This window comes from Marimonas arenosa (genome assembly GCF_030848945.1).
Classification (GTDB): Bacteria; Pseudomonadota; Alphaproteobacteria; order Rhodobacterales; family Rhodobacteraceae; genus Marimonas; species Marimonas arenosa.
The window spans coordinates 34066-58847 of the sequence record NZ_JANHAX010000005.1; the positions used below are offsets into that span (position 1 = coordinate 34066).

25 protein-coding genes are annotated in these 24782 nt (G+C 65.0%); 18 read left to right on the forward strand and 7 right to left on the reverse strand.

Going from position 1 to position 24782, the window contains the following annotated elements:
* Positions 1 to 346: 346 nt before the first annotated feature.
* Positions 347 to 1516 carry a M20 aminoacylase family protein gene (locus NO357_RS15290; RefSeq protein WP_306736575.1) on the reverse strand — a complete coding sequence of 390 codons (1170 nt, stop codon included), beginning with the start codon at positions 1514 to 1516 and terminating at the stop codon, positions 347 to 349.
* Between the two features lie 58 nt (positions 1517 to 1574).
* Between NO357_RS15290 and mazG the strand changes: the two genes are divergently transcribed.
* Positions 1575 to 2396, forward strand: coding sequence for a nucleoside triphosphate pyrophosphohydrolase (gene mazG / locus NO357_RS15295; protein WP_306736576.1), 822 nt, complete (start codon positions 1575 to 1577; stop codon positions 2394 to 2396).
* 168 nt (positions 2397 to 2564) lie between these two features.
* Positions 2565 to 3563, forward strand: a complete 999-nt coding sequence (locus tag NO357_RS15300) for a Fe(3+) ABC transporter substrate-binding protein (RefSeq protein ID WP_306736577.1) — start codon at positions 2565 to 2567, stop codon at positions 3561 to 3563.
* 63 nt (positions 3564 to 3626) lie between these two features.
* On the opposite strand, the gene NO357_RS15305 is transcribed toward NO357_RS15300, so the two are convergent.
* Positions 3627 to 4523, reverse strand: a complete 897-nt coding sequence (locus NO357_RS15305) for a hypothetical protein (RefSeq protein ID WP_306736578.1) — start codon at positions 4521 to 4523, stop codon at positions 3627 to 3629.
* 4 nt (positions 4524 to 4527) lie between these two features.
* Positions 4528 to 5364 carry an FkbM family methyltransferase gene (locus tag NO357_RS15310; RefSeq protein ID WP_306736579.1) on the reverse strand — a complete coding sequence of 279 codons (837 nt, stop codon included), beginning with the start codon at positions 5362 to 5364 and terminating at the stop codon, positions 4528 to 4530.
* Positions 5365 to 5544: 180 nt separating this feature from the next.
* On the opposite strand from NO357_RS15310, the gene NO357_RS15315 reads away from it, so the two are divergent.
* The 4 genes from NO357_RS15315 to NO357_RS15330 all read left to right on the forward strand — a co-directional run bounded on the left by NO357_RS15315 (position 5545) and on the right by NO357_RS15330 (position 9081).
* Positions 5545 to 6486, forward strand: a complete 942-nt coding sequence (locus NO357_RS15315; RefSeq protein WP_306736580.1) for a nucleoside hydrolase — start codon at positions 5545 to 5547, stop codon at positions 6484 to 6486.
* Positions 6486 to 6890: a GrpB family protein gene (locus NO357_RS15320; protein ID WP_306736895.1), complete on the forward strand. Its 405-nt coding sequence runs from the start codon at positions 6486 to 6488 to the stop codon at positions 6888 to 6890. The genes NO357_RS15315 and NO357_RS15320 overlap by 1 nt, the downstream gene beginning before the upstream one ends.
* Complete coding sequence (locus NO357_RS15325; protein ID WP_306736581.1) at positions 6887 to 7333, forward strand: GNAT family N-acetyltransferase; 447 nt, start codon at positions 6887 to 6889, stop codon at positions 7331 to 7333. The genes NO357_RS15320 and NO357_RS15325 overlap by 4 nt, the downstream gene beginning before the upstream one ends.
* A gap of 329 nt (positions 7334 to 7662) precedes the next feature.
* Positions 7663 to 9081, forward strand: coding sequence for a protein adenylyltransferase SelO (locus NO357_RS15330; RefSeq protein WP_306736582.1), 1419 nt, complete (start codon positions 7663 to 7665; stop codon positions 9079 to 9081).
* A 67-nt stretch (positions 9082 to 9148) separates the two neighbouring features.
* On the opposite strand, the gene NO357_RS15335 is transcribed toward NO357_RS15330, so the two are convergent.
* Together NO357_RS15335 and NO357_RS15340 are read right to left on the reverse strand one after the other, a co-directional pair.
* Positions 9149 to 10024 carry a DMT family transporter gene (locus NO357_RS15335; RefSeq protein WP_306736583.1) on the reverse strand — a complete coding sequence of 292 codons (876 nt, stop codon included), beginning with the start codon at positions 10022 to 10024 and terminating at the stop codon, positions 9149 to 9151.
* A 48-nt stretch (positions 10025 to 10072) separates the two neighbouring features.
* Positions 10073 to 10777 carry a DUF2238 domain-containing protein gene (locus NO357_RS15340; RefSeq protein WP_306736584.1) on the reverse strand — a complete coding sequence of 235 codons (705 nt, stop codon included), beginning with the start codon at positions 10775 to 10777 and terminating at the stop codon, positions 10073 to 10075.
* A 38-nt stretch (positions 10778 to 10815) separates the two neighbouring features.
* Here NO357_RS15340 and NO357_RS15345 point away from each other — a divergent pair, with 38 nt between their 5' ends.
* The 3 genes from NO357_RS15345 (at position 10816) to NO357_RS15355 (ending at position 13777) form a co-directional block, all read left to right on the forward strand.
* The gene (locus NO357_RS15345) at positions 10816 to 11517 is read left to right on the forward strand and encodes an endonuclease/exonuclease/phosphatase family protein (protein WP_306736585.1); all 702 of its coding nucleotides are present in this window, start codon (positions 10816 to 10818) and stop codon (positions 11515 to 11517) included.
* Positions 11518 to 11656: 139 nt separating this feature from the next.
* On the forward strand, positions 11657 to 12919 hold the full coding sequence (locus NO357_RS15350) for a cation:proton antiporter (RefSeq protein WP_306736586.1): 1263 nt from the start codon (positions 11657 to 11659) through the stop codon (positions 12917 to 12919).
* Between the two features lie 15 nt (positions 12920 to 12934).
* Complete coding sequence (locus NO357_RS15355) at positions 12935 to 13777, forward strand: PhzF family protein (protein ID WP_306736587.1); 843 nt, start codon at positions 12935 to 12937, stop codon at positions 13775 to 13777.
* Between the two features lie 200 nt (positions 13778 to 13977).
* Here the strand turns inward: NO357_RS15355 and NO357_RS15360 are convergent, their stop codons facing one another.
* Positions 13978 to 15237, reverse strand: coding sequence for a DEAD/DEAH box helicase (locus NO357_RS15360; protein ID WP_306736588.1), 1260 nt, complete (start codon positions 15235 to 15237; stop codon positions 13978 to 13980).
* A gap of 365 nt (positions 15238 to 15602) precedes the next feature.
* Between NO357_RS15360 and NO357_RS15365 the strand changes: the two genes are divergently transcribed.
* The 6 genes from NO357_RS15365 (at position 15603) to NO357_RS15390 (ending at position 21081) form a co-directional block, all read left to right on the forward strand.
* Positions 15603 to 16022, forward strand: coding sequence for a Fur family transcriptional regulator (locus tag NO357_RS15365; RefSeq protein ID WP_306736589.1), 420 nt, complete (start codon positions 15603 to 15605; stop codon positions 16020 to 16022).
* A gap of 796 nt (positions 16023 to 16818) precedes the next feature.
* A complete protein-coding gene (locus tag NO357_RS15370) occupies positions 16819 to 17214 on the forward strand; it encodes a hypothetical protein (protein WP_306736590.1) in 396 nt (131 codons plus the stop codon).
* A 171-nt stretch (positions 17215 to 17385) separates the two neighbouring features.
* Positions 17386 to 18279, forward strand: coding sequence for a DMT family transporter (locus tag NO357_RS15375; protein ID WP_306736591.1), 894 nt, complete (start codon positions 17386 to 17388; stop codon positions 18277 to 18279).
* Positions 18276 to 18695: an OsmC family protein gene (locus NO357_RS15380; protein ID WP_306736592.1), complete on the forward strand. Its 420-nt coding sequence runs from the start codon at positions 18276 to 18278 to the stop codon at positions 18693 to 18695. The genes NO357_RS15375 and NO357_RS15380 overlap by 4 nt, the downstream gene beginning before the upstream one ends.
* 156 nt (positions 18696 to 18851) lie before the next feature.
* The gene (locus NO357_RS15385) at positions 18852 to 19760 is read left to right on the forward strand and encodes a hypothetical protein (protein ID WP_306736593.1); all 909 of its coding nucleotides are present in this window, start codon (positions 18852 to 18854) and stop codon (positions 19758 to 19760) included.
* Between the two features lie 115 nt (positions 19761 to 19875).
* A complete protein-coding gene (locus NO357_RS15390; protein WP_306736594.1) occupies positions 19876 to 21081 on the forward strand; it encodes an MFS transporter in 1206 nt (401 codons plus the stop codon).
* A gap of 4 nt (positions 21082 to 21085) precedes the next feature.
* Here NO357_RS15390 and NO357_RS15395 read toward each other — a convergent pair whose 3' ends face one another.
* Positions 21086 to 22387, reverse strand: a complete 1302-nt coding sequence (locus NO357_RS15395) for an NAD(P)/FAD-dependent oxidoreductase (RefSeq protein WP_306736595.1) — start codon at positions 22385 to 22387, stop codon at positions 21086 to 21088.
* A 327-nt stretch (positions 22388 to 22714) separates the two neighbouring features.
* Here NO357_RS15395 and eno point away from each other — a divergent pair, with 327 nt between their 5' ends.
* The 3 genes from eno to NO357_RS15410 all read left to right on the forward strand — a co-directional run bounded on the left by eno (position 22715) and on the right by NO357_RS15410 (position 24641).
* The gene (gene eno / locus NO357_RS15400) at positions 22715 to 23989 is read left to right on the forward strand and encodes a phosphopyruvate hydratase (protein WP_306736596.1); all 1275 of its coding nucleotides are present in this window, start codon (positions 22715 to 22717) and stop codon (positions 23987 to 23989) included.
* A 47-nt stretch (positions 23990 to 24036) separates the two neighbouring features.
* Positions 24037 to 24204, forward strand: coding sequence for a hypothetical protein (locus tag NO357_RS15405; protein WP_306736597.1), 168 nt, complete (start codon positions 24037 to 24039; stop codon positions 24202 to 24204).
* A 71-nt stretch (positions 24205 to 24275) separates the two neighbouring features.
* Positions 24276 to 24641 carry an immunity protein Imm33 domain-containing protein gene (locus NO357_RS15410; RefSeq protein WP_306736598.1) on the forward strand — a complete coding sequence of 122 codons (366 nt, stop codon included), beginning with the start codon at positions 24276 to 24278 and terminating at the stop codon, positions 24639 to 24641.
* The last annotated feature ends 141 nt before the right edge of the window (positions 24642 to 24782 follow it).

A 24782-nucleotide genomic window follows, 5' to 3' on the forward strand; every position in this document is an offset into this window, starting at 1 on the left:
CTTGCCAACGCCGAAACAGCGCAGGAGACGCGCGAAGCCACGCAAACCGACGACGCCTTTGCATAGTCACCCCGCTTCGGGATGGGGTGAGTTCTGGCCTGGAGCAGACATTGGTTTCGCATTGGCTTCGCCACTCCGACCGACTGGGGGGCCAGCCCCCCAGACCCCCGGGATATTTGGAGAAAGAGGAAGACAAGCGTGTTTTCCTTCATCTGACCTGAAATATCCCGGAGGGGGTGCGGGGGAGGCAGCGCCTCCCCCGCCTCGGTCGGATCGCGGCGCGCGATCCGAAAACGGAACATCCACGCCTCTAAAGCCAGCCCTTTCCGGGCACCCAGCGCAGCTCTCACCCACCTGCCACGGGATGATGCCGCTCGATCAGCCGGGCGAAAAAGCTGGCCCCGAATGGCGCCACCGCGTCGTTGAAATCAAATTCCGGATGGTGCACCGACGGCCCAACGCCCTGACCGAGGAAGAAAAACGCCCCCGGCCGCGCCTCAAGCATATAGGAGAAATCCTCGGCACCCATCTCGGGCGGCAGCGCGGTCAGCACGTTGTCTTCGCCCGCCACTTCGCGGGCAATCTCGGCGGCCTTCCCGGTCTGCGCGGCATGGTTCACCGTCGCAGGATAGTTGCGCTGATACGCGAGCCGCGCTTCGACGCCGTAAACCGCCGCCTGGGCGCTGACGATCTCGCCGATCCGCCGTTCGGCCATGTCGCGGATCGCGGGCGAGAAGCTGCGCACCGTCCCGGCCAGATAGGCGGTTTCGGGAATGATGTTCATCGCGCTGCCGCCGTGGATCTGCGTCACCGACACCACCAGCTCTTCCAGGGGCCGCGTGTTACGGCTCACCACCGTCTGCATCGCCTGCAGAATCGCCGCCGCCGCCGGCAGCGGGTCGATGCAGGTGTCGGGATAGGCGGCGTGCCCGCCCTTGCCGGTGAGGAAAATCTCGAAATCGTCCACCGCCGCCATCAGAGGCCCTGGCCGCGTGCGGAACTCCCCCAGCCCCCCGAACGGATCGGTGTGCAACGCATAGACCTCCTCGACCTCGAAACGGTCCATGATGCCTTCTTCCACCATGATCCGCCCGCCGCCGATGGTCTCTTCCGCCGGCTGGAAGATCAGCACCGCGCGCCCGCTGAAGTTCCGCGTCTCGGCCAGGTATTTCGCCGCGCCCAGCAGCATCGCGGTGTGCCCGTCATGGCCACAGGCATGCATCCGCCCCGGCACAGTGCTGGCCCAGCCCGCCCCGGTCGCCTCATCCATCGGCAGCGCGTCCATGTCGGCGCGCAAACCGGTCACCGGCCCCAGTCCCTGTCCGCGGATCACCGCCACCACGCCGCTTTCTGCGATGCCCTCGTGAATTTCGTCGACCCCAAACGCGCGCAGCTTCTCCGCCACGAACGCAGCCGTCTGGTGGCAGTCGAGCCCCAGTTCGGGATGCATGTGCAGATGCCGCCGCCATCCGGCCATCTCGTCGGCGAACCCGGCAATACGGTTGATCACTGCCATTCTCTGGACTCCCTGTTGCTCACCCGGCACAAACAATCCCGGAAAGGACCCCGACGCAATGGCCGAAAACCACCTCATCCACGATCCCCATGGCGGCATGCCCCGCCTTCTGGAAATCATGCGTCGCCTGCGCGATCCTGAAACCGGGTGTCCATGGGATATCGAACAGTCCTTCGCCACCATCGCCCCCTACACGATCGAAGAGGCCTATGAGGTCGCCGACGCGATCGAGCGCGAGGCCTGGGACGAGCTCAAGGGCGAACTCGGCGACCTGCTGTTCCAGTCGGTCTTCCACGCCCAGATGGCAGCCGAGGCCGGGCTTTTTACCTTCGACGAGGTGGCCGACACCATGTCCGACAAGATGGTGGCGCGCCACCCGCACGTGTTCGGCGACGAGAGCCGCGACAAGTCGGCCGAGCAGCAGACTGTCGACTGGGAAACCATCAAGGCCGCCGAACGGGCGGACAAGAAACAACACCGCACGCTCGATGGTGTCGCCGTCGGGCTGCCGGCGCTGCTGCGCGCGGTCAAGCTGCAGAAGCGTGCCGCCCGCGTCGGCTTCGACTGGCCCTCGACCAGAGAGGTGGTCGACAAGATCGTCGAAGAAGCGCGTGAACTGGCCGAGGCCCGTGACACGATGAGCGAGACCGAGGTTTTCGAGGAGTTCGGCGACATGCTCTTCGTTATCGCTAACCTTGCACGGCACCTGAAGATCGACCCCGAATCGGCCCTGCGCGCCGCCAATGCCAAGTTCACCCGCCGGTTCGAGCGCATCGAGGGCCTGCTCGCCGAGCGCGAAAAGACCCCCGAAGACAGCGATCTGGAAGAAATGGACGCGCTCTGGAACCTGGCCAAGGCCGAAGAGAAGAACAGCCGTTAAGAGTCTGCTTGGAATATGTTTTACGGTCATTCGGCAGATCCGGAGCGACCGGACCCTCGCCTCATCCGGACCGGCGCCGAAGTATCTGACTTTTCGACTCAAGTATTGACCTGACTGATTTTGTCGGATTTAACCGAGCCCACGCAACACATGAACAGGAGAGTGCGCATGTTCACCCGCTTCACGCTTCTCGCCGTGCTGGCTACCACGCCCGCGCTGGCCGATGAGGTCAACATCTACTCCTACCGCCAGCCCGAGCTCCTGGCCCCGCTGACCGAGGCTTTCACGGCTGAAACCGGCATCCGCGTCAACGTCGCCCACATGTCGAAAGGCATGGTCGAACGCCTGAGCGCCGAGGGCAAACGCTCGCCCGCCGATCTGGTCTTCACCGTCGACGCCGCGCGTCTCGCGGCCATCGTCGATGCCGGCCTCACCCAGCCCGTCTCCAGCCCGGCGCTCGAGGCCAACGTACCGGCGGCCTTCCACGGGCCCAGTGGCGAATGGTGGGCGCTGACCAGCCGCGCCCGGGTGATCTATGCCAGCAAGGACCGCGTCGCAGACGGCGATGTGACAACTTACGAAGGCCTCGCCGATCCGAAGTGGAAGGGCCGGATCTGCACCCGATCGGGCACGCATCCCTACAACATCGCACTGACCGCGGCCTATCTGCAGCATCACGGCGAAGAAAAGACCCGCGCCTGGCTCGAAGGTCTCAAGGCCAACCTCGCACGCAAGCCGCAAGGCAACGACCGCGCCCAGGTCAAGGCGATCTGGGCCGGAGAATGCGACATCTCGATCGGCAACACCTATTACATGGGCGCGATGCTGGCCGACCCCGAGCAGAAAGAATGGGCCGACAGCGTTCGGCTGCTGTTCCCGACCTTCGAGAATGGCGGCGCGCATGTGAACATCTCGGGCGTGGCCATGACCAAGGCCGCCCCCAACCGCGACAACGCCTTGAAACTGATGGAATTCCTCGCCTCGCCCGAGGCCCAGAAAATCTATGCCGAGGCGAATTTCGAATACCCCATCACCCCCGGCGTCGACCCCGACCCGCTGGTCGCCAGCTGGGGCAGCTTCTCCCCCGACGAGGCCGACCTGATGGAGCTCGCCCGGCTCCGACCCGCCGCGCTGAAGCTGATCGAGGAAGTGGATTTCGACGGGTAATCTCCCAGCACCTGTCGCTTCGAGAAGGGCGCCCCGTCGGCTTGGGGCGCCCTTTTTCGTGCCTCAGATCGCCTTGCGCAGCGCCGCTGGCACAACGATCCGCCGAGGATGCTCGTTGATGATGCGCGGGTCGACCACCATCTGGCGGTCGCTGCGCTTGATCGCCCCCCGCAACAGGTCGGCACAGGCGGAAAAGCCTCCAGAGACGTCGATCTCCTCGGCGCGGTCGAAATTGCCGAAATCCTTGTTCCGCACATGCTCCGGGTTCGACCAGTTGATCCAGTGGCGCTTGCGGATCACCTCGGGGTTTTCCTGCAGTGCGTTGTGGTCCTTCGCCTGCGCCACGATCCCCTGTCGCGCCGCCATCCGTTCCTGGTAGTCCGGCGTCACGTAGTGCAGATGAAACAGCAGGATCTCCGGGTCGATGCGAAACTGGCCGCGCTGCAACCCGTGCCCGCCCACGGTATAGACGACGCGAGCGTGGGCGATGCAGGGCTTGGTGTATTTCCCGGCCAGAAGCGCGTTGGGATGCCGCTCCAGAACGGTCAGGCCGTCCTCCGCGCTATCGCTTTCGCGCGGCACGAGATTGAGCCCCACCGGCGCAGTGGCATTGCCTTCCATCGGTGCCACCTCCAGATGCTCGATCAACCCGCCTGGCTTATCGCCGACATAGACCAGGAGTTCGTCGACATCGGTGCAAACCACCCTGTCGTGAAAGGCCAGCAACCCGTTGGTCATCGCGCCTTTCAGGTCCCAGCGGCGGCGGGTCAGATCGGTGGTCAGTTCGTCGCGCGGCACGTGGATCACATTGCAGCCTTCCGCGAGACGATCCACCTCGGGGTCGCCGCCATGATTGATCACGTAAAGTTGGCGTTTCGGCACAATCTTTGCATTGTGGTGCACCCATTTCCCGAGCAACCAGTAGTCGCGCCACACCATCGTCAGAAAGGCGAGTTTCATGGCCTCACTTGGCCCGCCGGTATAGCCGGTTCTTGCCGAAACTCTTGACTTCGTCGTAGCCGCATTCCGCCAGCCGGCCGAGCAGCGGCAGGTCCCAGGACCCCTGGTGCTCAACCTCGAAGTAAATCATCCCCGGCCAAAGCTTCTCGTCGCCGTCCAGCAGCGGCACGATCACCTTGTCCTCCAGCCCTTCGACATCGACCTTGAGAAAATCCACCCGGGCCACCCGGGCCGATCGCAGGCAATCGGGCAGCGTCTTGATTTCGACCTCGATCGTCTCGTCGGCCTCGGCGGTGCCGGCGTAGGAAAGCTCGACGCGCCCCTGCCCGAGATTGCCGTTCTTTGGGAAAAACATGGCCGAACGACCCGGCGCGTCGCTGATCGCACAATCGAAGACGCGGGCGTTCTTGATTTCATTGAGCCCAATATTTGCGTTCAACCGTTGCAGCATCACCGGATTGGGTTCGAAAAACAGGCCGCGCGCGGTCTTGCCTGCCCGCGCCAGGATCGGCAGCCCGAATGCCCCGGCGTTGGCGCCCACATCCACGATCACCGCGTTGCTGCCCGCCAACATCGCGGCGATTTCCTCGGTCGCCTCGTGTTCGGGCGGGCGGCCCAGTTCCCACATGCGGAATTCCGTAAAATTATCACGGGGATAGACAATGAACTTCACGCCCATCCACTCAATACGCGTGGGCGGCAGAACGCTGCGCAGTTCGCGCCGCATCCAACCTTTTTCGAATTTTCCCCATATCTCGCGCAGCTTGGCATCCATTGCCTTGCTGGCCACTGGCTCCATGCCCGCGCTCAGAGTGCCACCCATTTCCTTGCCCTTGCCCATGCCCGGTTGCCTGCCGTTTTCCGGCATTTGCGACAAAGTACACGGCCCGGCACAACTTGCACAGGCCCCGGTTGGCAAGCCTTCGCCGCCTGTGGCATTTCCGATTCGCCTCGCCGTGATTTACCTTGCAGCCCGGCCCGGAATACCGCCAAATCACTGAGAACCGGTTACGAGGAGTTCATGGCCCCGCGCAAGATCATCATCGACACCGACCCCGGCCAGGACGATGCGGTCGCCATCCTGCTGGCGCTGGCATCGCCGGACGAGATCGACCTGCTGGGCATCACCTGCGTCGCCGGCAACGTTCCACTCCCCCTCACGTCGAAAAATGCCCGTATTGTCTGTGAGTTGGCAGGCAAACCTGACATCAAGGTCTTTGCCGGCTGCGATCGTCCGTTGGGCCGTGAGCTGGTCACTGCCGAACATGTCCACGGCAAGACCGGGCTCGACGGCCCGACCCTGCCCGACCCGGCGATGCCACTGCAACCGGACCACGCCGTCGATTTCATCGTCGAGACCCTGCGCCGCGAGGCCCCGGGCAGCGTCACGCTGTGCCCTTTGGGGCCGCTCACCAACATCGCGATGGCGTTCGAGAAAGCGCCCGACATCATGGCGCGCGTCGCCGAAATCGTGCTGATGGGCGGCGCCTACTTCCAGGTCGGCAACATCACGCCGGCGGCCGAGTTCAACATCTACGTTGACCCGCAAGCCGCGAATATCGTTTTCAAATCCGGCGTCAAACTCACGGTCATGCCGCTCGATGTCACGCACAAGGCGCTGGTCACGGCGCCGCGCAACGACGCATTTCGCGCCCTGGGCACGCCGGTGGGCGTCGCCGTCGCCCAGATGACCGATTTCTTCGAACGCTTCGACAAGGAGAAATACGGCTCGGAAGGCGCCCCGTTGCACGACCCCTGCGTCACCGCCTACCTGCTTCGGCCCGATCTGTTCTCGGGCCGGGTCGTCAATGTCGAGATCGAGACCCGCTCCGAGCTCACCCTGGGCATGACCGTGGCCGACTGGTGGGGCGTCTCGGGCCGCTCCCCCAACGCAATGTTCATCGGCGATATCGATGCCGATGGGTTCTTTTCCCTGCTGACCGAAAGGCTGGCGCGGCTATGATGCCTCCGCGCCCACCCTCCGATTCCGCCTGGCCCGTGGTGGCCCGGGACTTGAGCGCCCTTCCCGGCCCCGACTGCCTGGGCGTGCATCCTGTTGGGTCCACAGCCGTGCCCGGCCTGCCCGCGAAACCGTTGATCGATCTGCAGCCTGTCGTGTCGATGTTGGACGGGCTCGACGCCGCCCGCCCGGCACTCGGGGCCGCGGGCGACAAATGGATGGGGACGTTTGGCCTGCCCAACCGCCGCCACCTGCGCCGTGACGCGCGGTCCCGCACCGCCTGTGCAGCTGCCAAAGCGCGCTGCCTGGCGGCGTGTCCCGATGACCACGCCGCCCACGGGGACTGCAAATCCGTCCCCATCGACGCGCGCGAAACCCGCGCCCCAAGAGAAAGCCCCGCCCTGTGAGCACCCTGCAACTCGCCCGCCCCGACGACCTCGACAGGCTCGAACCGCTGGTTGCCGCCTATCACGGCTTCGCAGGTATCGAGACCGGTGAGGACCAGCGCCGCGCTGCCCTGGTGCCGCTGCTCGAGGGCACGCCCCACGGCGTCGCCTACCTGATCGGCCCGCGCCGCGCCCCGGTGGGCTATATCGTGATCTCGTTCGGCTACTCGGTCGAGATGGGCGGCATTGACGGTTTCATTGACGAGTTCTTCATCCGCGAGCGCGTCCGCGGCCGTGGCATGGGCACCGAGGTGCTGCTGTCGCTGCTGCCGGCGCTCGAAAGCCACGGCATCAAGGCGCTGCATCTCGAGGTGGATCGCGACAATCCCCGGGCCCGCCGCCTCTATGAGCGCGCCGGCTTCAAGCCGCGCGAAGCCTTCCACCTGATGACCCGCATCGCCTGACCGGCGGCGGCCCACCGGCTGCCAAATGTCCCATCGCCTCTTCCGGCACGCGCCGCGCCGCCCCCGGGGACAGAGGGATTGTCGAAATCTGCGTGGCCCTCCGGCGGATGGCACCGCCGCACCTGCGAGCCGGCGCGCCGGGCCTGGTTCTCGTCTCCCGCATCGCGGACGTCGCCTTCATTCCCTGCTGATCCCGTTTCATTTCGCCCCCGGGACGGCTTCTTCATCTGACCCGAAATATCCCGGGGGTGCGGGGGCTGGCCCCCGCGTCTGCCCTGCTCAACAAGACACGCGCTGGAAAAGGTGCTCCTCAATGTTATATTTAGCCGATGACGCTGCACATTCCCTTCTCCAACAGCTACGGCACGCTGCCGGCGCGTTTCTACACCCGTCAGCCCGCCACCCCGGTGGCGGAGCCGCGCCTGATCGCCTTCAACGACGCGCTGGCCGACTTGCTCGGCATCGACAAAGGCACCCCCGAAGAACTCGCGAGGGTGTTCGCGGGCAACCACGTGCCACCCGGCGCCGACCCTCTGGCCCAGGTCTATGCCGGCCACCAGTTCGGTGGCTTCTCGCCGCAACTGGGCGACGGTCGGGCGCTGTTGCTGGGCGAGGTCGAGACCCAAGCGGGCCGGGTCGACCTCCAGCTCAAGGGCGCCGGCCGCACGCCTTATTCCCGCGGCGGCGACGGCCGGGCCTGGCTCGGGCCGGTGCTGCGCGAATACGTCCTGTCCGAGGCGATGCATGCGCTCGGCGTGCCCACCACCCGGGCGCTGGCCGCGGTGACGACCGGTGAAACCGTCTGGCGCGAAACCGGTCTGCCCGGCGCGGTGCTGACGCGGGTGGCTGCTTCGCATATCCGGGTCGGCACCTTCCAGTTCTTTGCCGCCCGCGGCGACATCGACGGTCTGCGGACGCTGTTCGACTATACCCGCGCCCGCCACTATCCCCAGGCCGAAACCCCGGCCGAGCTGCTGGCGACGGTGATCGACCGGCAGGCCAAGCTGGTGGCGCAGTGGATGTCGTTCGGCTTCATTCACGGGGTGATGAACACCGACAACACCACGTTGTCGGGCGAGACCATCGATTACGGTCCCTGCGCCTTCATCGACGATTTCCACCCCGACACGGTATTCTCCTCGATCGACCGCCACGGTCGCTATGCCTGGTCGAACCAGCCGCATGTCATCGTCTGGAACATGGCCCAGCTGGCCACCGCGCTGGTGCCGCTTTGCCCGGATGCCGACGCGGCGGTGGCCGAGTTCACCGATCTCGTCCATGCCATGCCGGCCCGGATCGAGACGGAACGGCTCGTCCGCTTCGGCGCCAAGCTGGGGCTGTCCCGTCCCCGCGAGGCTGATCGTGTGCTGATCGACGAGCTGCTCGATCTGATGGCGCAGGACGGCGCCGATTTCACCAACACCTTCCGCGCCCTCGGCACGGCCCGGGCCCGCGACCAGGTCACCGACCGCGCCCGCTTCGAGGCCTGGGAGGCCCGCTGGCAAGCCCGCCGCGCGACCGAACCCGGCGATCCGGCGACGCTGATGGCGCGCAGCAATCCGGTCATCATTCCGCGCAACCACCGCGTCGAAGAGATGATCGGCGCCGCCGTCGCTGGTGACTTCGCGCCGTTCGAACGGCTGCTGAAGGTCTTGGCGCGCCCCCATGACGACCAGCCCGAGGCGGCCGATCTCACCCGCCCGCCGGAGCCGCATGAACGGGTGCGGCAGACTTTCTGCGGCACCTGACGGCCCCTGCCCGCCGCGACGGATTGCCGTGCAAACGCCCGGCGCGCCGACGGGTGGCCAGGCCGCCTCAGCGCCGGTTGATCAGCGTGATTCCCGCCGCCACCAGCACCAGGCCGCCGACGATCTCTGCGCCCACCGTCTCGCCCAGCATCAGCCAACCGAGACCGACGCCGAAGACCGGCGACAGAAAAGAAAATGACGCCACGCCCGATGCCGGGTATTTCTTCATCAGGAAGAACCAGAACAGGTATCCGAAACTCGCGATCGCCAGGGTCTGAAACGCCAGACCGGCCAAGTGCACCGGCTGCAGGTCGCGGATGAACGGCCCGAAGAAGAACGCCGCGCCGGTCAGCAGCACCGCCGAGATCGCCAGCTGGCTGAGAAGCTGGACCTCGGGCGCCACCCGCTCCAGCGGCGTCACCCGCACCACCAGCGCGATCCCCGCCCAGGACACCGCCGCCAGCAGCGCCAGCAGATCGCCGGTCAGGTCCGCCTCGCCGGCGCCGCGGTCGGCCATCACCCAGGCCACCCCTGCCATCGCCAGCACCAGCCCCAGCGCGCGGGTCGCGTTAAGCCGCTCTGCGGGCAACAACAGATGCGCCGCCAGCGCCACGAAGACCGGCATGGAATAGAAGATGATCGAGGCCCGGCCGACGCTGGTGCGGTCGAGCGACAGGTAGAGGCAGACGAATTCCGAGGTGAAGAACAACCCCAGCAGCAGCGCCCCGAGCCGGGCCTCGCGCGGCAGCCGGATGGCGATGCCGCGGAGCCGCATCCACAGCCAGATCGCCGCCACCGCACCGATCGAGCGCAGCGCGGCCAGAAACACCGGCTGGAAACCATCGGTGGACACCTTGATCACCACCTGGTTGAAGCCCAAGAGCAGCGCGAATGCCACCATCGCGGCGGCTCCGGCCGCGTCGACCCTGTCCTTTCGCTCCATCCGCGCAGTCCTCCCCACCGCCATCAAGCCGGCAAGCGGCGTGAAAGGTCAATCCGCGCCGTTGCGTCGCGCTCCGGTCTGTTCGGTATCCGGCCCGCGCGGCCGCGTCACCGGTTTGTCGCCGTTCAGGCGGCTGAAAAACCGCGGATTGCGTTCGACGAACTCAGCCACCAGCTTTTGCAGCCCCGCCGCCTGCCGACCCTTGAGATAGGCCCACCCCACCGTCGCGCCCAGGAACGCGCCGATGATATCGACGATCAGGTCGCCCATCGTGTCCATCAGTCCCGATTTCTGCATGTTGAGCCCGAAAAGCTGGTCCATGACGAACTCGAACACCTCCCAGGCCGCGCCGATGGCGACGGCGAAGCAGAAACCGAAAAACGCCACCGCTAAGTGCGGTGCGGCGAACCGGTCGCCCTGGAACATCATGAAGACCAGGAGAAAGCCGATCAGCCCGAAACCCAGCGCGCTGGCGCCGTGCATGGTGATGTCCCACCACCAGAAACGCTCGTAGAAATCATAAACCTCGCCCAGGAACAGCGTGCCGCCGACGAAGGCCACCACCGCCAGCATGAACGAGGGCGGTACATACACCGCTGCCCAACGGGCAAACACCACCGGCACGGCCGACAGTCCCAGCGTTGCCAGTGCCACGAAAGCGACCGGCAAACGCCCGGTCAGCAGCGCATCTGCCGCAATGATGAGCAGCGCCGCCCAGATCAGCTTGGTCAGCAATGTCTGCTCGCGCAACACCTCGTGACATTCCCGTTCATGGTTTGCATATAGAGCCCATGAAGGCAGAGCATGTCAGAATTGCAAGCTACAACCTGCAGAAATGCGTCGGGCTCGACCTGCGGCGGCGGCCGGACCGTTCGCTCGAGGTGATCGGTGCGCTCCAAGCGCAGATCGTCGTGCTGCAGGAGGCGGACAAGCGCCTGCCGCCCCGCCCCGCGGCACTGCCGCACGAGATGGCCGAGGACGAAGGCTGGCACGTGGCGCATTTCGGCGAGCCGGGCGGATCGCTGGGCTGGCATGGTAACGCCATGCTGCTCGCCCCCGGGATCGACATCCTCAAAACCGACCATATCGACCTGCCAGGACTCGAGCCGCGCGGCGCGATCCTGGCCGAACTCGCCACGCCGATCGGCCCGCTGCGGGTGCTCGGCGTGCATCTCGGTCTGATCCGCCGCTACCGCCTGCTGCAGCTCGCCGCGATCACCCGCCACCTGCGACGGCTGCCGCCACTGCCAACGGTGCTCGCCGGTGATTTCAACGAATGGGGGCCGGCCCGAGCACTCGACGTCGCCACGCCCGGTCTCACCATCCTGCCCGAACGCCCGAGTTTTCCGTCGCCGCGCCCGGTCGCGCCGCTGGACCGCTTCGCGCTCTCGCCCGATCTGCGCGCCCTGGCGCACGGCACCCATTCCGCCCGCCCCGCCCGAGTGGCCTCGGACCACCTGCCGGTCTGGGCCGACCTGGCGCGCCAGAGATAGGTGCGAGCGGCACGGACCGGGCCCGTGCCGAACCGACACACACCACCCTCCACGCTCTTTCCGGCCGCCGCAACGCTTTGAAAACCCCCACCCTCATGCTAGGCCCTGCCGCAGATCAATCAGTGGACAGACCGACGCCATGGACCTTTTGCAGATCGCCTCGCTTCTCATCGTGCTGGCCGCGGCGTTCGGCGCCATTAACTACCTGTTTCTGAAACTGCCCTCAGCCATCGGCATCCTCGTCGTGGCGCTTTTCGCCAGTTTCGGCGTGTTGATAACCGACTGGATCTGGCCGCAGCTCACCATCGCCGAAAGCTCGCGCGCCCTGATCACCGGCATCGACTTTTCCGAAGCGCTGCTCGAAGGCATGCTGGGGCTGCTGCTCTTCGCCGGAGCGCTACATGTCAAGATTTCGGACCTGCGCGAACAGTGGCGCGTGGTGTTCCTGATGGCCACGATCGGCGTGGCGCTCTCGACCACGATCGTGGGCCTCGGCTTCGCCTGGCTCACCGGCGCGCCGCTGCTGATCGCGCTGGTCTTCGGCGCGCTGATTTCGCCGACCGACCCGGTCGCCGTCCTCGGTGTTCTGCGCGCGGCCAACCTGCGCAAGTCGCTGGAAACCAAGATCGCCGGCGAAAGCCTGTTCAATGACGGCGTCGGCTATGTCGTCTTCCTGGTGCTGCTCGGCCTCGCCTTTCCCGCAACTGGCGGGCATGGCGGCCACGGCGAAGAGAACGCTGCGATGGACGCGCTGGCTCTGTTCGCGCAGGAGGCCATCGGCGGCGCGGTGATGGGCGTGGTGCTTGGGTGGCTCACCTTCCGCATCATGAGGCGTATCGACGACTACTCGCTCGAGGTGCTGCTCACCCTGGCGCTGGCCTTCGGCGGTTACCAGATTTCGCTCTTCCTGCATCTCTCGGCCCCGATCATGGCGGTCTGCGCCGGGCTCCTGATCGGCGATATCGGCGCGCGCCACGGCATGAGCGAGGAAACCCGCCATTATGTCGATGCCTTCTGGAAGCTGATCGACGAGATCCTCAATGCCGTCCTGTTCCTGCTGATCGGGTTCGAAGTCTTCGCCGTGGTGCTGGATGAAAGCTATCTTGTCATCGCCGTCCTTTGCATTGCCCTGGCGCTGGTGGCGCGTCTCGCTGCGGTGGCGGTACCGGTGCTGATGCTGTCGCCCTTCCGCGCCTTTTCCCGCGGCGTGATCCCGATCATGACCTGGGGCGGGCTCAAGGGCGGCATCTCGGTGGCCCTGGCGCTGTCGCTGCCTGACACCGAGTGGAAGCCGATGATCCTGACCGTGACTTATGTCATCGTCGTCTTCTCGATCGTCGTGCAGGGGCTCACCGTCACCCGCGTCGCCCACCGCTTCGGGCGCGAGCCCGGTCTTGTCTGAGGGCCAGACCTGGTTATGACCCGTTATCTCACCTTCGACGTCTTCACCGACGCCGCGTTCAGCGGCAATCCCCTCGCCGTGATCCCCGACGCGACCAGCCTGCCGGAAGAGCTGCTGCAAAAGATCGCGGCCGAGTTCAACTACTCGGAAACCACCTTCGTCTATCCGCCCGCAGACCCGGCCCACACCGCCCGGGTGCGCATCTTTACCCCCACCATGGAGGTGCCTTTCGCCGGCCACCCGACCATCGGCACCGCCGTGGCGCTGGCCCGGGCCGGCCACGGCCCCGACATGGTGCTGGACCTGGGCGTTGGCCCGATCCGCGCCCACGCGACCGCATCGCGGGCCCGCTTCACCACGGCCGCGCCCCTCGGCACTCTTGCGCACCCGACGGTGGGGGAGATCGCCGCCGCGCTGTCGCTCGACCCTGACCAGATCGCCACGACCGCCCACGCGCCGGTCATGGCGACGCTGGGCCTACCCTTCACCTTCACCGAGCTTGGCGGCCGCGACGCGCTGGCGGCCGCCACGCCCGACATAGCCGGCTTTCGCGCCGGCAACGCGAAATACCCCGGCGCGCTCGATTTCGCGCAGTTCTGCTACTGGCGTGGGCCGGACGCGATCCATGCCCGCATGTTCGCACCGCTCGACAACATCCCCGAAGACCCGGCCACCGGTTCGGCCGCGGCAACGCTGGGTGCGCTGCTCGCGGCGCTGGCCGGGGCCGATCAATCGTTCACGGTCCGGCAGGGCGAAGACATGGGCCGGCCGTCGCAGATCGGGGTCTCAACCGACGGCCAAACAGTCACCATTACGGGCGAGGTCTGCCCGGTCATGGAGGGGTCTCTGCTGCTCTGACGGAGGCGCAATTCGGGGCACATGCGTGCGGGAAGGGTTAGGCCGCGGCGGGTCTTGCCGGAGAGGGTGCCCCGTTTTTGGGCCTGGAGCGGTCATTGAGCACCGAGCCGCTATTCGCGCGGGTCAGCCAATGACAGTTCCAGGCTAGAAGTCTCCCTCATTCCGATACGAACAGACCCGTTCACGCCGCGTGATCCTGTTCAGGCCGCTTTCTGCGCAGCCTTGCCCGGCCCACGCCGCCGTCGGCGGCGCCCACCGCCAGGCTTGCCTTTCGCTGCAACGCCGCCCGGCTTGCCGCCGCGCCGCGCTTTCGGCTTGGCCGCCTCCATCGGTTCCCAAGCTCGACCCGAGGCCACGGGAATGGTGATCCCCATCACCTTCTGGATCGCCTTCAGCTCGCCCATCTCGTCGGGCGCGCAGAACGCAATCGCCGCGCCATCGGCGCCGGCCCGCGCTGTGCGGCCGATCCGGTGCACGTAGTTGTCGGGCACGTTGGGCAGGTCGAAATTATAGACATGCCGCACCTCGGGAATATCCAGCCCGCGCGCCGCCACGTCGGTCGCGACCAGCACGCGCGTGTCACCCGCCTTGAAGGCGGCAAGTGCCCGGTCCCGCTGACCCTGGCTCTTGTTGCCATGAATCGACTCGGCGGCAAATCCCGCGTTCTCGAGCTGGCGCTTGATCTTCTCCGAACCGTGTTTGGTGCGACCGAACACCAGCGCCCGCTCGTCGCGGTGGGTGTCGAGCAGTTCGATCAGCAGGTTCAGCTTCTCGGCCTTGGCGATAAAATGCACCACCTGGTCGATCTTGTCGGCGGCCTTGCCCGGCGGCGAAACCTGAACCTTCACCGGATCGCTCAGATAGCTCTGCGCCAGCTCTTCCATCAGCTTCGGCATCGTGGCCGAGAACAGCATGGTCTGACGCGGCTGCGGCAACAGCGCCGCGATTTTCCGCAAGCTGTGAATGAAGCCCATGTCGAGCATGTGGTCGGCCTCGTCGAGCACCAGGAAACGGGTTTCATCGAGCGTCAGGGCCCTGCGGTCGAGCAGGTCAATGAGCCGCCCCGGCGTCGCCACCAGGATATCGGTGCCGCGCGCCAGGCGGTTGATCTGGGCGTTGATGCCGGCGCCGCCGACCACCAGACCCACCTTCATCGGCGTGCCCTCGACCAGCGCTTTCAGGCTTTCCGAGATCTGCTTGGCCAGTTCCCGCGTCGGCGCCAGCACCAGCGCGCGCACGGTTTTCGGCGCCGGTTTGCCGCGGCTCATCATCTGCGCCACCAGCGGCAGGCCGAAGGCCATGGTCTTGCCGGTGCCGGTCTGGGCCAGTCCCATCACGTCGCGGCCGTCCATGGCATGCGGCACGGCCTGGGCCTGGATCGGGGTGGGCTCGGAAAAGCCCAGCTTGCCCAGCTGCGTCTTCAGGTGCTGGGACAGGCCCATCGAATTGAAATCTTTCATCTTGTCCTTTCGCGCGGGGCACGTCGCGCCGCGCATATGTTCAAACCGGCCCGGCCCATCATGGGCAAGGCTGCGGTCATATGGGTTGCGCTGGCATGCCTCACGGGCGGGGCCGATTGCCCGTGCCCGCCGCAGCAGCGCCTGCACCCACGCGTGATTTTGGGAACATCACTCGACATCTCGTCTCGGCTCCGGTCTTGTCCGGATGTTGCTTTCACTGCTCACGCGGCAGGAGACGTCGGTTGGGTGCTACATGGTCTCCCCCTCGCTGGAAGTCAATGGCTGGCCGCATTGCATCTGGAAATCGCCCGCCCCTGCGGCTAAACCGATACACCAAGTGGCAGACCCGAGGCGCGCACCGATCCATGACCGAAACCATCACCGAACGCTGCGAACAGAAGGGCCTGCGCATGACCGGCCAGCGCCGCACCATCGCGGCGGTGCTCGAGGATGCCGACGATCACCCGGACGTGGAAGAACTCTATGCCCGCGCCTCGGCCCGCGACCCCGGCATTTCGATCGCCACGGTCTATCGCACGGTGAAGCTGTTCGAAGAGGCCGGCATTCTCGACAAGCTCGAATTCGGCGACGGCCGCGCGCGGTATGAAGATGCCGAACGCGACCACCACGACCACCTGATCGACCTCAACTCCGGCGAAGTCATCGAATTCGTCGATTCCGAGATCGAAGCGCTTCAGGAAAAGATCGCCGAGAAACTCGGCTACCGGCTCAAGGGCCACCGGCTGGAGCTTTACGGCGTGCCGATCCACAAACCCGGCAAGTAACCCTTCGGAAGCCGGTCTGTCCCGGGCGCGCAGCTGCACTGCTTTGGCGCGTAACCGCGGCCAGGAAAAGCACGGCGGCAGTACTGCGGGTTGCAGCCCCGACAGGCATAAACGGTATTCAATGACGGCTCCGCGGGACTTACCCAACATATGCAATTGCGGCGGACGCAATCGCAGTAAGCAAGACTATGCCGGAACTCCGATTTCCGCCGCTGATCCTTGGGATCATCGATTGGTCAGTTTCGGCTTCTTTTCACCGTATTTGCCATAGTTCTGCCAAATTGTTGTGTATTTTGAACCAGGTTCTGTGGGGTGACGAATGGGAATGCTATGAACTACTCGGATGACTCAAACCTTGAAGATGACCAGAAGAAATGGTCCGAGTGGACGATGCGGCCCAAGAAGGCACAGCGGAAACTGACCGACTATGCGTCGGCATTTGTCTTCGCGATGTCCGTGGTTGTCGCAAGCGGGGCCCATCAAAACTTGTTTGTCTGAGTTTGCCGGAAGTTTTGCCTCGCGGCCAAAAGCGGCGCAGGCACGCTCCTTTGGCTATGTAACGGTTGGCTGGCGGCTCAATGTTCATTGCCGTGCCGATTTCGTCTGAGGCTTTCGCTTTCCGTAAACACTCGCCGGTTTGAAACGACGGCAGACGATCCGACGCAAAATAAAACTTCCTGTTCTGCGCCATGGCGCGCCGCAAGCGACGGGGCCCGGTAGATTTGGATTCGAAACGGTTTTCGTGTCGGCCACTTGCTGATTGATTCTGACATTGTCGCCGTGCGAAACTGCCGTGATGAACGAACGACACCGCAAGGGACTTCTTGCCATAGACGCCGTTATCAACGTTGTGCTTGGGGTCTGCCTCCTGGTGTTTCCCGGGCAAACCATCGCGTTTTTTGGACTGCCGGTGACCGGCACGTACTTCTATGTCACCGTGCTTGGTGCGGTACTTCTTGGTATCGGCATCGCGCTTTGGATTGAACGTCGGAATGAGGATCGCTGGCGCGGTCTTGGCCTGGCCGGCGCAATCGCAATCAACATCCTTGCCGCCGGAACGGTACTCGTATGGTTGCTGGTCGATCCCTTTAACATGCCGGCACGCGGATACGTGGTCTTGTGGACTGTCACGATTGTTGTTCTGGGAACCGGGCTTGTTGAATTGGCCGCAGTGGTACGCCGACCACGCTGACATCTGACGTCCGCAGGGCGCTAAAAGCGGACAACCGATCTGCTTCTCTTGACGTCGTCTTCGGACCAAAACCTGTCATCTGACAAATATCGCGAAATTTGTGCTCACGAGCCTAGACAATCCCGCACCGCGCAGCCAATGACGGCGCAGTCATCTGGTGAAAGGCTCCCCATGCCCAGCGACAACCTGCGCGGCATCGCCTATCTGATTGCCGCCATGGCGTTCTTCGCCACCACCGACGCCTGCGTGCAACTGGCCGCCCAGAGCCTGCCCAAGGGCCAGGTGCTGGCCACGATGGGGCTCGGTGGGGCCGTGATCTTTGCCGCCATCACCCGGGCGCGCGGCCACCGGGTCGTCGCGCCCGACCTGGTCAGCTGGCCGATGCTGCTGCGCAACGGGGCCGAGATCCTCGCCACGTTCAGCTTCGTCACCGCGCTCTCCACCGTCGGCATTTCGCTGGCCTCGGCGGTGATCCAGGCCACGCCCCTCGTCGTGACGTTCGTCGCCATCGTGCTGCTGGGCGAGAAGGTCGGCTGGCGCCGCTGGGGGGCGATCCTGGCAGGCTTTGCCGGCGTTCTGGTGATCCTCCGACCCGGCCTCGAAGGCTTCGACATCAACGCGCTCTGGGCGGTCTCCGCGATGATCGGGCTGGCGCTGCGTGACGTCTCGACAAGATTGATGCCCGGCACCACGCCGTCGACCCGGATCGCGTTTTACGGCATGGCCACGCTGGTGGTGGCCGGCAGCCTGCACATGGCAGTTATCGCGCCACCGACGCCGCCAGACGCCGCCACGCAGGCCTATCTCGCCGGCAGCATCGGATTCGGCGCCCTCGGGTATTACCTGATGATCCAGGCGATGCGGATCGGCGAGATTTCCGTGGTTGCGCCGTTCCGCTACACCCGCATCCTGTTCGCCCTGACGGTTGGGTTCGTGGTTTTCGGCGAAGAACCCGATTGGATAACCTATGTCGGATGTGGCATCACCATCGCCGCAGGTCTCTATGCCTTCCTGCGCGAACGCCGCGTCGCTCAACAGCAAAGCTTGAAAGGAACCCCGTCATGAAAGCACGCGTCACCTGGGCCGGAGAACGCACCTTCCTCGGCCGCACCGAGTCCGGCCATACCATCGCTTTCGGCGCAGCGCATGGCGACGACGGCAAGAAACCCGGGCCCAGCCCGATGGAACTCTTGCTGCTCGGCACCGGCGGCTGCTCGGCCTATGATGTGGTCCATATCCTCGAACGCGGCCGCGAGCCGATCGAGGACGTGGTGGTCGAGATTGACGCCACCCGCGCCGAAACCGATCCCAAGGTCTATACCAGGATCCACATGCATTTCATCGTCAAGGGTCCCGGCCTGAGCCCGGCCAAGGTCGAGCGCGCCATCAGCTTGTCGATCGAGAAATACTGCTCGGCCTCGGCAATGATGGCGGCCACGGCCGAGATGACCCATGATTTCGAGCTGATCGACACGGCCTGAACGGCACAGGGGTTTTGTGTCGCATCATCACAGGGCCACCTGCGATGGTATGGTATATATGGGTGCAGGCTGCCGCCCGCGCGGGGTTTGAGACGTCTTGCGCCGTGGTGGGGTTGCGTCAGACCTGCACAGCACAACAAAACGGGGGCCCCGACGATGCCGACGATCCTGCGTTTCCTTGCGGTCCTTGTTTTGCTGCTCGCCCTTCCCACCCTTCGGGCCACAGCCGAAAGCCACGATACCGAAAGCACCGATGCCCCGGCCGAAGAGCCCAAGCCCCTGGCGGAAGACTTCGAAGACGACAATCGCAGGGGCGAGGTCTATGGCAGCGGCGATTATCGCATTTCCCGCCCCGGCGCGCGGCCACCCAACAATTTCTATGCCGTCCGCGGCTTCCGGCCGGTCGATCCCGGCTGCTATTCCGGCGTCCTGACCTGGCAACTCGAGGCCCAAATTCCGACCGGCGGCGGCGCCAAATTCTACGCCGATGAACGCATCAACCTGCGTCCCGCCCGCGCCGGCCAACGCTTCGCTCACCGTCATCGCTGGACCGTTTCCTCGGATCCGATCGCGCTGGCGGGTCACACCACCACCTCCTCGGGCGGCGGTTCCGGCGAGGCGCGGGTGCAGCTTTGGGTCAGCCTCGACTGGAGCCTCTACCGGGTCGTCACCGATGTGCGCCCGCGCGCCGGCAACTACCAGATTTCCACCGTCGGTCCGATGGGCCGCACCGTGACCGAGGATTTCCATTTCGGGTTCGGCGATCACCATTATTCCTATGTCGATCTCAGCCAACTCGAGGCCGCCGCGGGCCACCCGGAAGTCGCCCAGGCTCTGCGCGACATCCGTGCCATGCTCACGGCCCGCCCGCCCAACGTGTTCATGGGTGGGTTCGACTGGTATTATGAAGATGACGGAACCGCCAGGCGCGAGCTTTTGATCGAACACGAAGACCGGCTCGCCTTCGGCTGGGGCATCAAGGGCGAAGGCCGCCGCGGCATATCGATCACGATCCGATGCGACAACATCCTGAGCGGATACGAGCGGATTTACGGCTTCGACTGACGCACCGCACCGTCCCGCGTGGCCACGGCCCGACCCACCCGTCCGACCTTCCGGAACGTTCCACTTGCCCCCTGCCTTGCGCCGTGATCGGATGACCGGCAGCAAGGAGACGGGCATGCCACTGATCGAAACACGCTATCGCATCGTCTTCGGCGCCTGTCTGACGCAGTTTACCGTCATCGGCCTGCTCTTTGCCTTCGGCCTGTTCTTCAAGCCGTTGCAGGAAGAGTTCGGCTGGTCTCGCACCCTGCTGTCCAGCGCGTCGTCTCTGTCGTTTTTCATGATGGGGGTGCTGGCCATCCTGGGCGGACGGATGAATGACCGTTTCGGTCCGCGCCTCGTGCTCACCTTCACCGGCATCGCCTATGCCACCGGCTTTCTTCTGCTGTCGCAGATCACCGCGCCGTGGCAGATGTTCGCGATCTTCGGCATCTTCATGGGGCTGGGTCTTGGCACCCATGATGTCGTCACCCTGTCGACCATCGCCCGCTGGTTCGAAAACCGCCGCGGCATCATGTCGGGCGTGGTGAAAACCGGCACCGCACTGGGCCAGATCACCATTCCGCCGCTGGCCGCGGCGCTGCTCCTGACCTATGGCTGGCGCCAGGCGTTGATCGTTCTCGGCCTCGCTGCCTTGGTACTGCTGCTCATCGCCGCACTGTCTATGGACCGCCCGCCCGACCTGCTCAGAGCCGCCCCCGGCACCAGGGCCGGCAGCGGCAGCGGCGGGCACAGCTTTCCCGAGGCCCGCGTCACGCGTCTGTTCTGGACGCTCTGCGCCATCCAGTTCCTGTTCTTCCCGTCGATGATGTCGGTACCGATGCACCTCGCGATTCACGGCACCGATCTGGGGATGACGACGGCGCGCGCGGCGACGCTGCTATCGGTGTTGGGGGCGGCCAGCATCGCTGGGCGGCTGACCGTCGGCACGTTGTCCGACCGGATCGGCGGCCGACGCGCCTTCCTGATGTGCTTCAGCATCCTTCTGGCCAGCCTGATCGCCCTTACCGGCGTCCGGGCGCACGGGCTGCTTTTTGCTGTCGTGGCGGTCTACGGTTTCAGCCACGGCGGGCTGTTCACCGTCGTGTCGCCAATCGTGGCCGAATATTTCGGAATGCGGGCACACGGCGCGATTTTCGGCACCATCCTCTTTTTCGGCACCATCGGCGGCGCAGTGGGGCCGATCATCGTCGGTTGGATATTTGACACCACCGGCAGCTACCGGCTTGCCTTCGCGATGTTGGCCACGCTTGCAGCCATCGGTCTGGCGCTGGTGCTGACATTGCCGCGAAAAACCGTCGCGCCCCGCGTCGCCGCGTGAGCCCCTATCCGGCCCGGTCGCGCGCCGCCTGGGCGCGTTCGCGACCATCGACCACGAACCGCCACCACGGGCTGGCGAGATGCATGAACCACGGCCAGCCGCCGGCGTGATAGGGCCGGCTTTGCAGCGGCATCTCGGCAAAGACCGTCTCGCCCTCCGGATCGCCCAACGCCCGCAACGCGGCCTTGTGGCCCAGCCAGGGGCTCAACGCTACCCCGTTGCCGCAATAGCCATAGGCGAAATGCACGCCCTCGCGCTCACCGACATGCGGGGTACGGTCGAAGGTGAAGCCGACAAACCCCTGCCAGCTGTGGGTGATCCGCCAGGCCGCCGCCTCGGGCCAGATCTCGGCCATGGTGGCCTGCAACCGTTTCGCCGCTGCCTGCGGCGATATCGGCACCAGCGCCGCCCGCCCGCCGAACAGGATGCGCCGGCCGTCGGGCGATGGCCGGAAATAGGAATGCCGCGCCCTTGTCTCGACCATCATCCGCCCGCCGGGCGCCAGCCGGTCGATCACGCCGGGGGCCAGCTCCTCGGTGGCGATGATGAAAGACGGGATGCGAAAGATCCGTCGCGCCAGCCAGCGATGCGCACCGCCGGTATAGGCATTGCCGGCCCAGACCACGCGGCGGGCAAAGCATTCGCCCCGCTCGGTTTCCAGCCGGAAACCTGCGCCCGCCGGCGTCAGGCTCTGCACCGCACAATCGGCACAGATCTCCACCCCGGCCTCCCGGGCGCGCGCCAGCATGGCGTCATGCGCCAGCCGCGGCTGCACCGCGCCGTGATTGGGAAAGAAGATACCGCCGAAATACCGCCCGGTTTTGATATGCGCCTGCATCTCGCCCGGCCTCAGCACATCGATCCCCTGCGGGTGAAGCCCGTTCAACAGATCGGCCTGCCGGACCAGCTTGTCCATCTGCGCCCTGGTATAGGCCAGCATCACCCGGCCGGTATGCTGATAGACTCCCGCGGTCTCGTGCATGGCGCGGGTGTGTTCGAACCCCTCGCAGCCCTCGCGCACCAGCCTTGCTGCGAAACCGCGGCCGTAGCGCTCCAGCTCTTGTGCCAATTCCGGCCGGTGCGGCGCGCCGATCATGCCGCCGTTGCGGGTGCTCGCTCCCTGCCCCGGCTGGCCAGCGTCGAACACCGCCACCCGCGCGCCCTTTTCCACCGCCGCCAGAGCCGCCCCCAGCCCGGTGAAGCCGCCGCCCACCACCGCCAGATCGACCCGGCCGGGCACTCGTTCGCACGGCGCCGGCAAGGCCTTGCCGTCTTCCCACCAATAGGGTGTCGTGATCAGCCGCATCGCACTGGTTCCTCCGGCCCTTCGCGGCCAACCTAGCGCCGCGGTGTGGAAAGCTGAACCATTTTCCGGTTCTGACCCGAAGGCGACATTGGCCGGTAATCAGTGCCAGCCGCACGAGAGCGTTGACGTCCCTAGAGGTCAGCAATCCGTTCTTCAGCCCTCAATGCCTTCACGATGAACAAAGCTGTTCGCGCTAACGCCCGCACTATTAGCGCTAACTTTCTATGTTAGCGCTATCATGTCGCGCCCGCAGCCCTTTCGCTCCTTTCCAAACGGGTCTACAAGCCGCCCGAAGCCAAGGCCGATCAGCAAGGGACACGCCCCCCAATGAGCACCATCATCGACATTCATGCCCGCGAAATCCTCGACAGCCGGGGCAACCCCACGGTCGAGGTCGACGTGATCCTCGAAGACGGCACCATGGGCCGTGCCGCCGTGCCCTCGGGCGCCTCCACCGGCGCCCATGAGGCGGTCGAGAAACGCGACGGCGACAAGAACCGTTACGCCGGAAAAGGTGTGCTCGAGGCCTGCGCCGCCGTGAACGGCGAAATCGCCGAGGAGCTGGTCGGTATGGACGCCACCGAACAGGTGCTGATCGACGCGGCCATGATCCAGCTCGACGGCACCCCCAATAAGTCCCGCCTCGGCGCCAACGCCATTCTCGGCGTCAGCCTCGCCTGCGCCAAGGCCGCGGCCGATTTCACCACCCAGCCGCTCTTTCGCTATGTCGGCGGAACGTCGGCGCGGGTTCTGCCGGTGCCGATGATGAACATCATCAACGGCGGCGAACATGCCGACAACCCGATCGACATCCAGGAATTCATGATCATGCCGGTCAGCGCCGACAACATCCGTGAAGCCGTGCGCATGGGCGCAGAGGTGTTCCACACCCTGAAAAAGGAGCTTTCGGCGGCGGGCCTCTCGACCGGCATCGGCGACGAAGGCGGCTTTGCGCCGAACATCGCCTCGACCCGCGACGCGCTCGATTTCGTGCTGAAAAGCATCGAGAAAGCGGGCTACAAACCGGGCGATGACATCTACCTGGCCCTCGACTGCGCCGCCACCGAATACTTCAAGGGCGGCAAATATATCCTTGCTGGAGAAGGCAAAACCCTGACGTCGAACGAAAACGTCGCCTATCTCGAAGCGCTCTGTGCCGACTACCCGATCATCTCGATCGAGGATGGCTGTTCGGAAGATGACTGGGACGGCTGGAAGGCGCTGACCGACACGTTGGGCGACAAGGTCCAACTGGTGGGCGACGACCTCTTCGTCACCAATCCCGAACGGCTCGCCATGGGCATCGAGAAGGGCTGCGCCAACTCGATGCTGGTCAAGGTCAACCAGATCGGCTCGCTGACAGAAACATTGAAGGCCGTCGACATGGCCCACCGCGCCGGCATGACCAACGTCATGTCGCACCGCTCCGGCGAAACCGAGGACGCCACCATTGCCGACCTCGCGGTGGCCACCAATTGCGGTCAGATCAAAACCGGCTCACTGGCGCGCTCTGACCGTCTGGCGAAATACAACCAGCTGATCCGCATCGAGGAAGCGCTCGGCGAAACGGCGGAATACGCTGGAACAAGCATCCTGAAGTAAGCAAGGATGGGGGCCGCAAGGCCCCTTTTCTTTTCCCGAGCTTCAATTTGTTCCGCTATACCCTGCGCGACCCGCGCCCGTTCAAACAGGAAAGCCCCTACACCTTCTTTCTGTCCAAGCCCGAGGAAATTGCCGAGATCGCCCGTGGCCAAATGGTCAAGCTGATCTTCGTCGCCGATCCGCCCTCTGATCAAGACGGCGCAGAACGCATGTGAGTTCAGATAACAAAGCGCGACGACGACAGTTACACCGGCTCCCTCGACAACGACCCGGCGGACAGTCCAGCGTGCAGGCCGGAGACGAGATCCAGTTCAACGCCCACCACATCATCGGCGTGATTTGGGAGGACCCGAATCAAAAGGCTCGTTTCGAAACCGATTTCGTTAGCTGGTTTGCGCGTTGCTATGTCGATGCCGAGGTGCTCGAAGGCACCGCAACGGCGCAATACCTTTACCGCGAAATGCCCGAGCACGACTCAGAAGACGAGCACCCCGACACCGGCTGGCGCCTGCGCGTCGATGTCGCGCAACTCACTGATGAACAATACGAAAACCCGCCCGCGGATTACCTGGCCATCAGCACCGCCCTCAACCGTGACGACAGCTATATCGATCTGCTTGGCGCCCCCGTCGGCAGCGCCTTTTTCGGTTAAAGCGGGTCCGACGACTTTCGTCCAACTGATTTTCCGGCGTTAACTTGACCCATCACCAACCCCAGCTTGCGTTGCCAATCTGTCTCCCCGAACCTCTTCCTCTTTCTTCAAATATCCCGGGGGTATGGGGGCTGGCCCCCA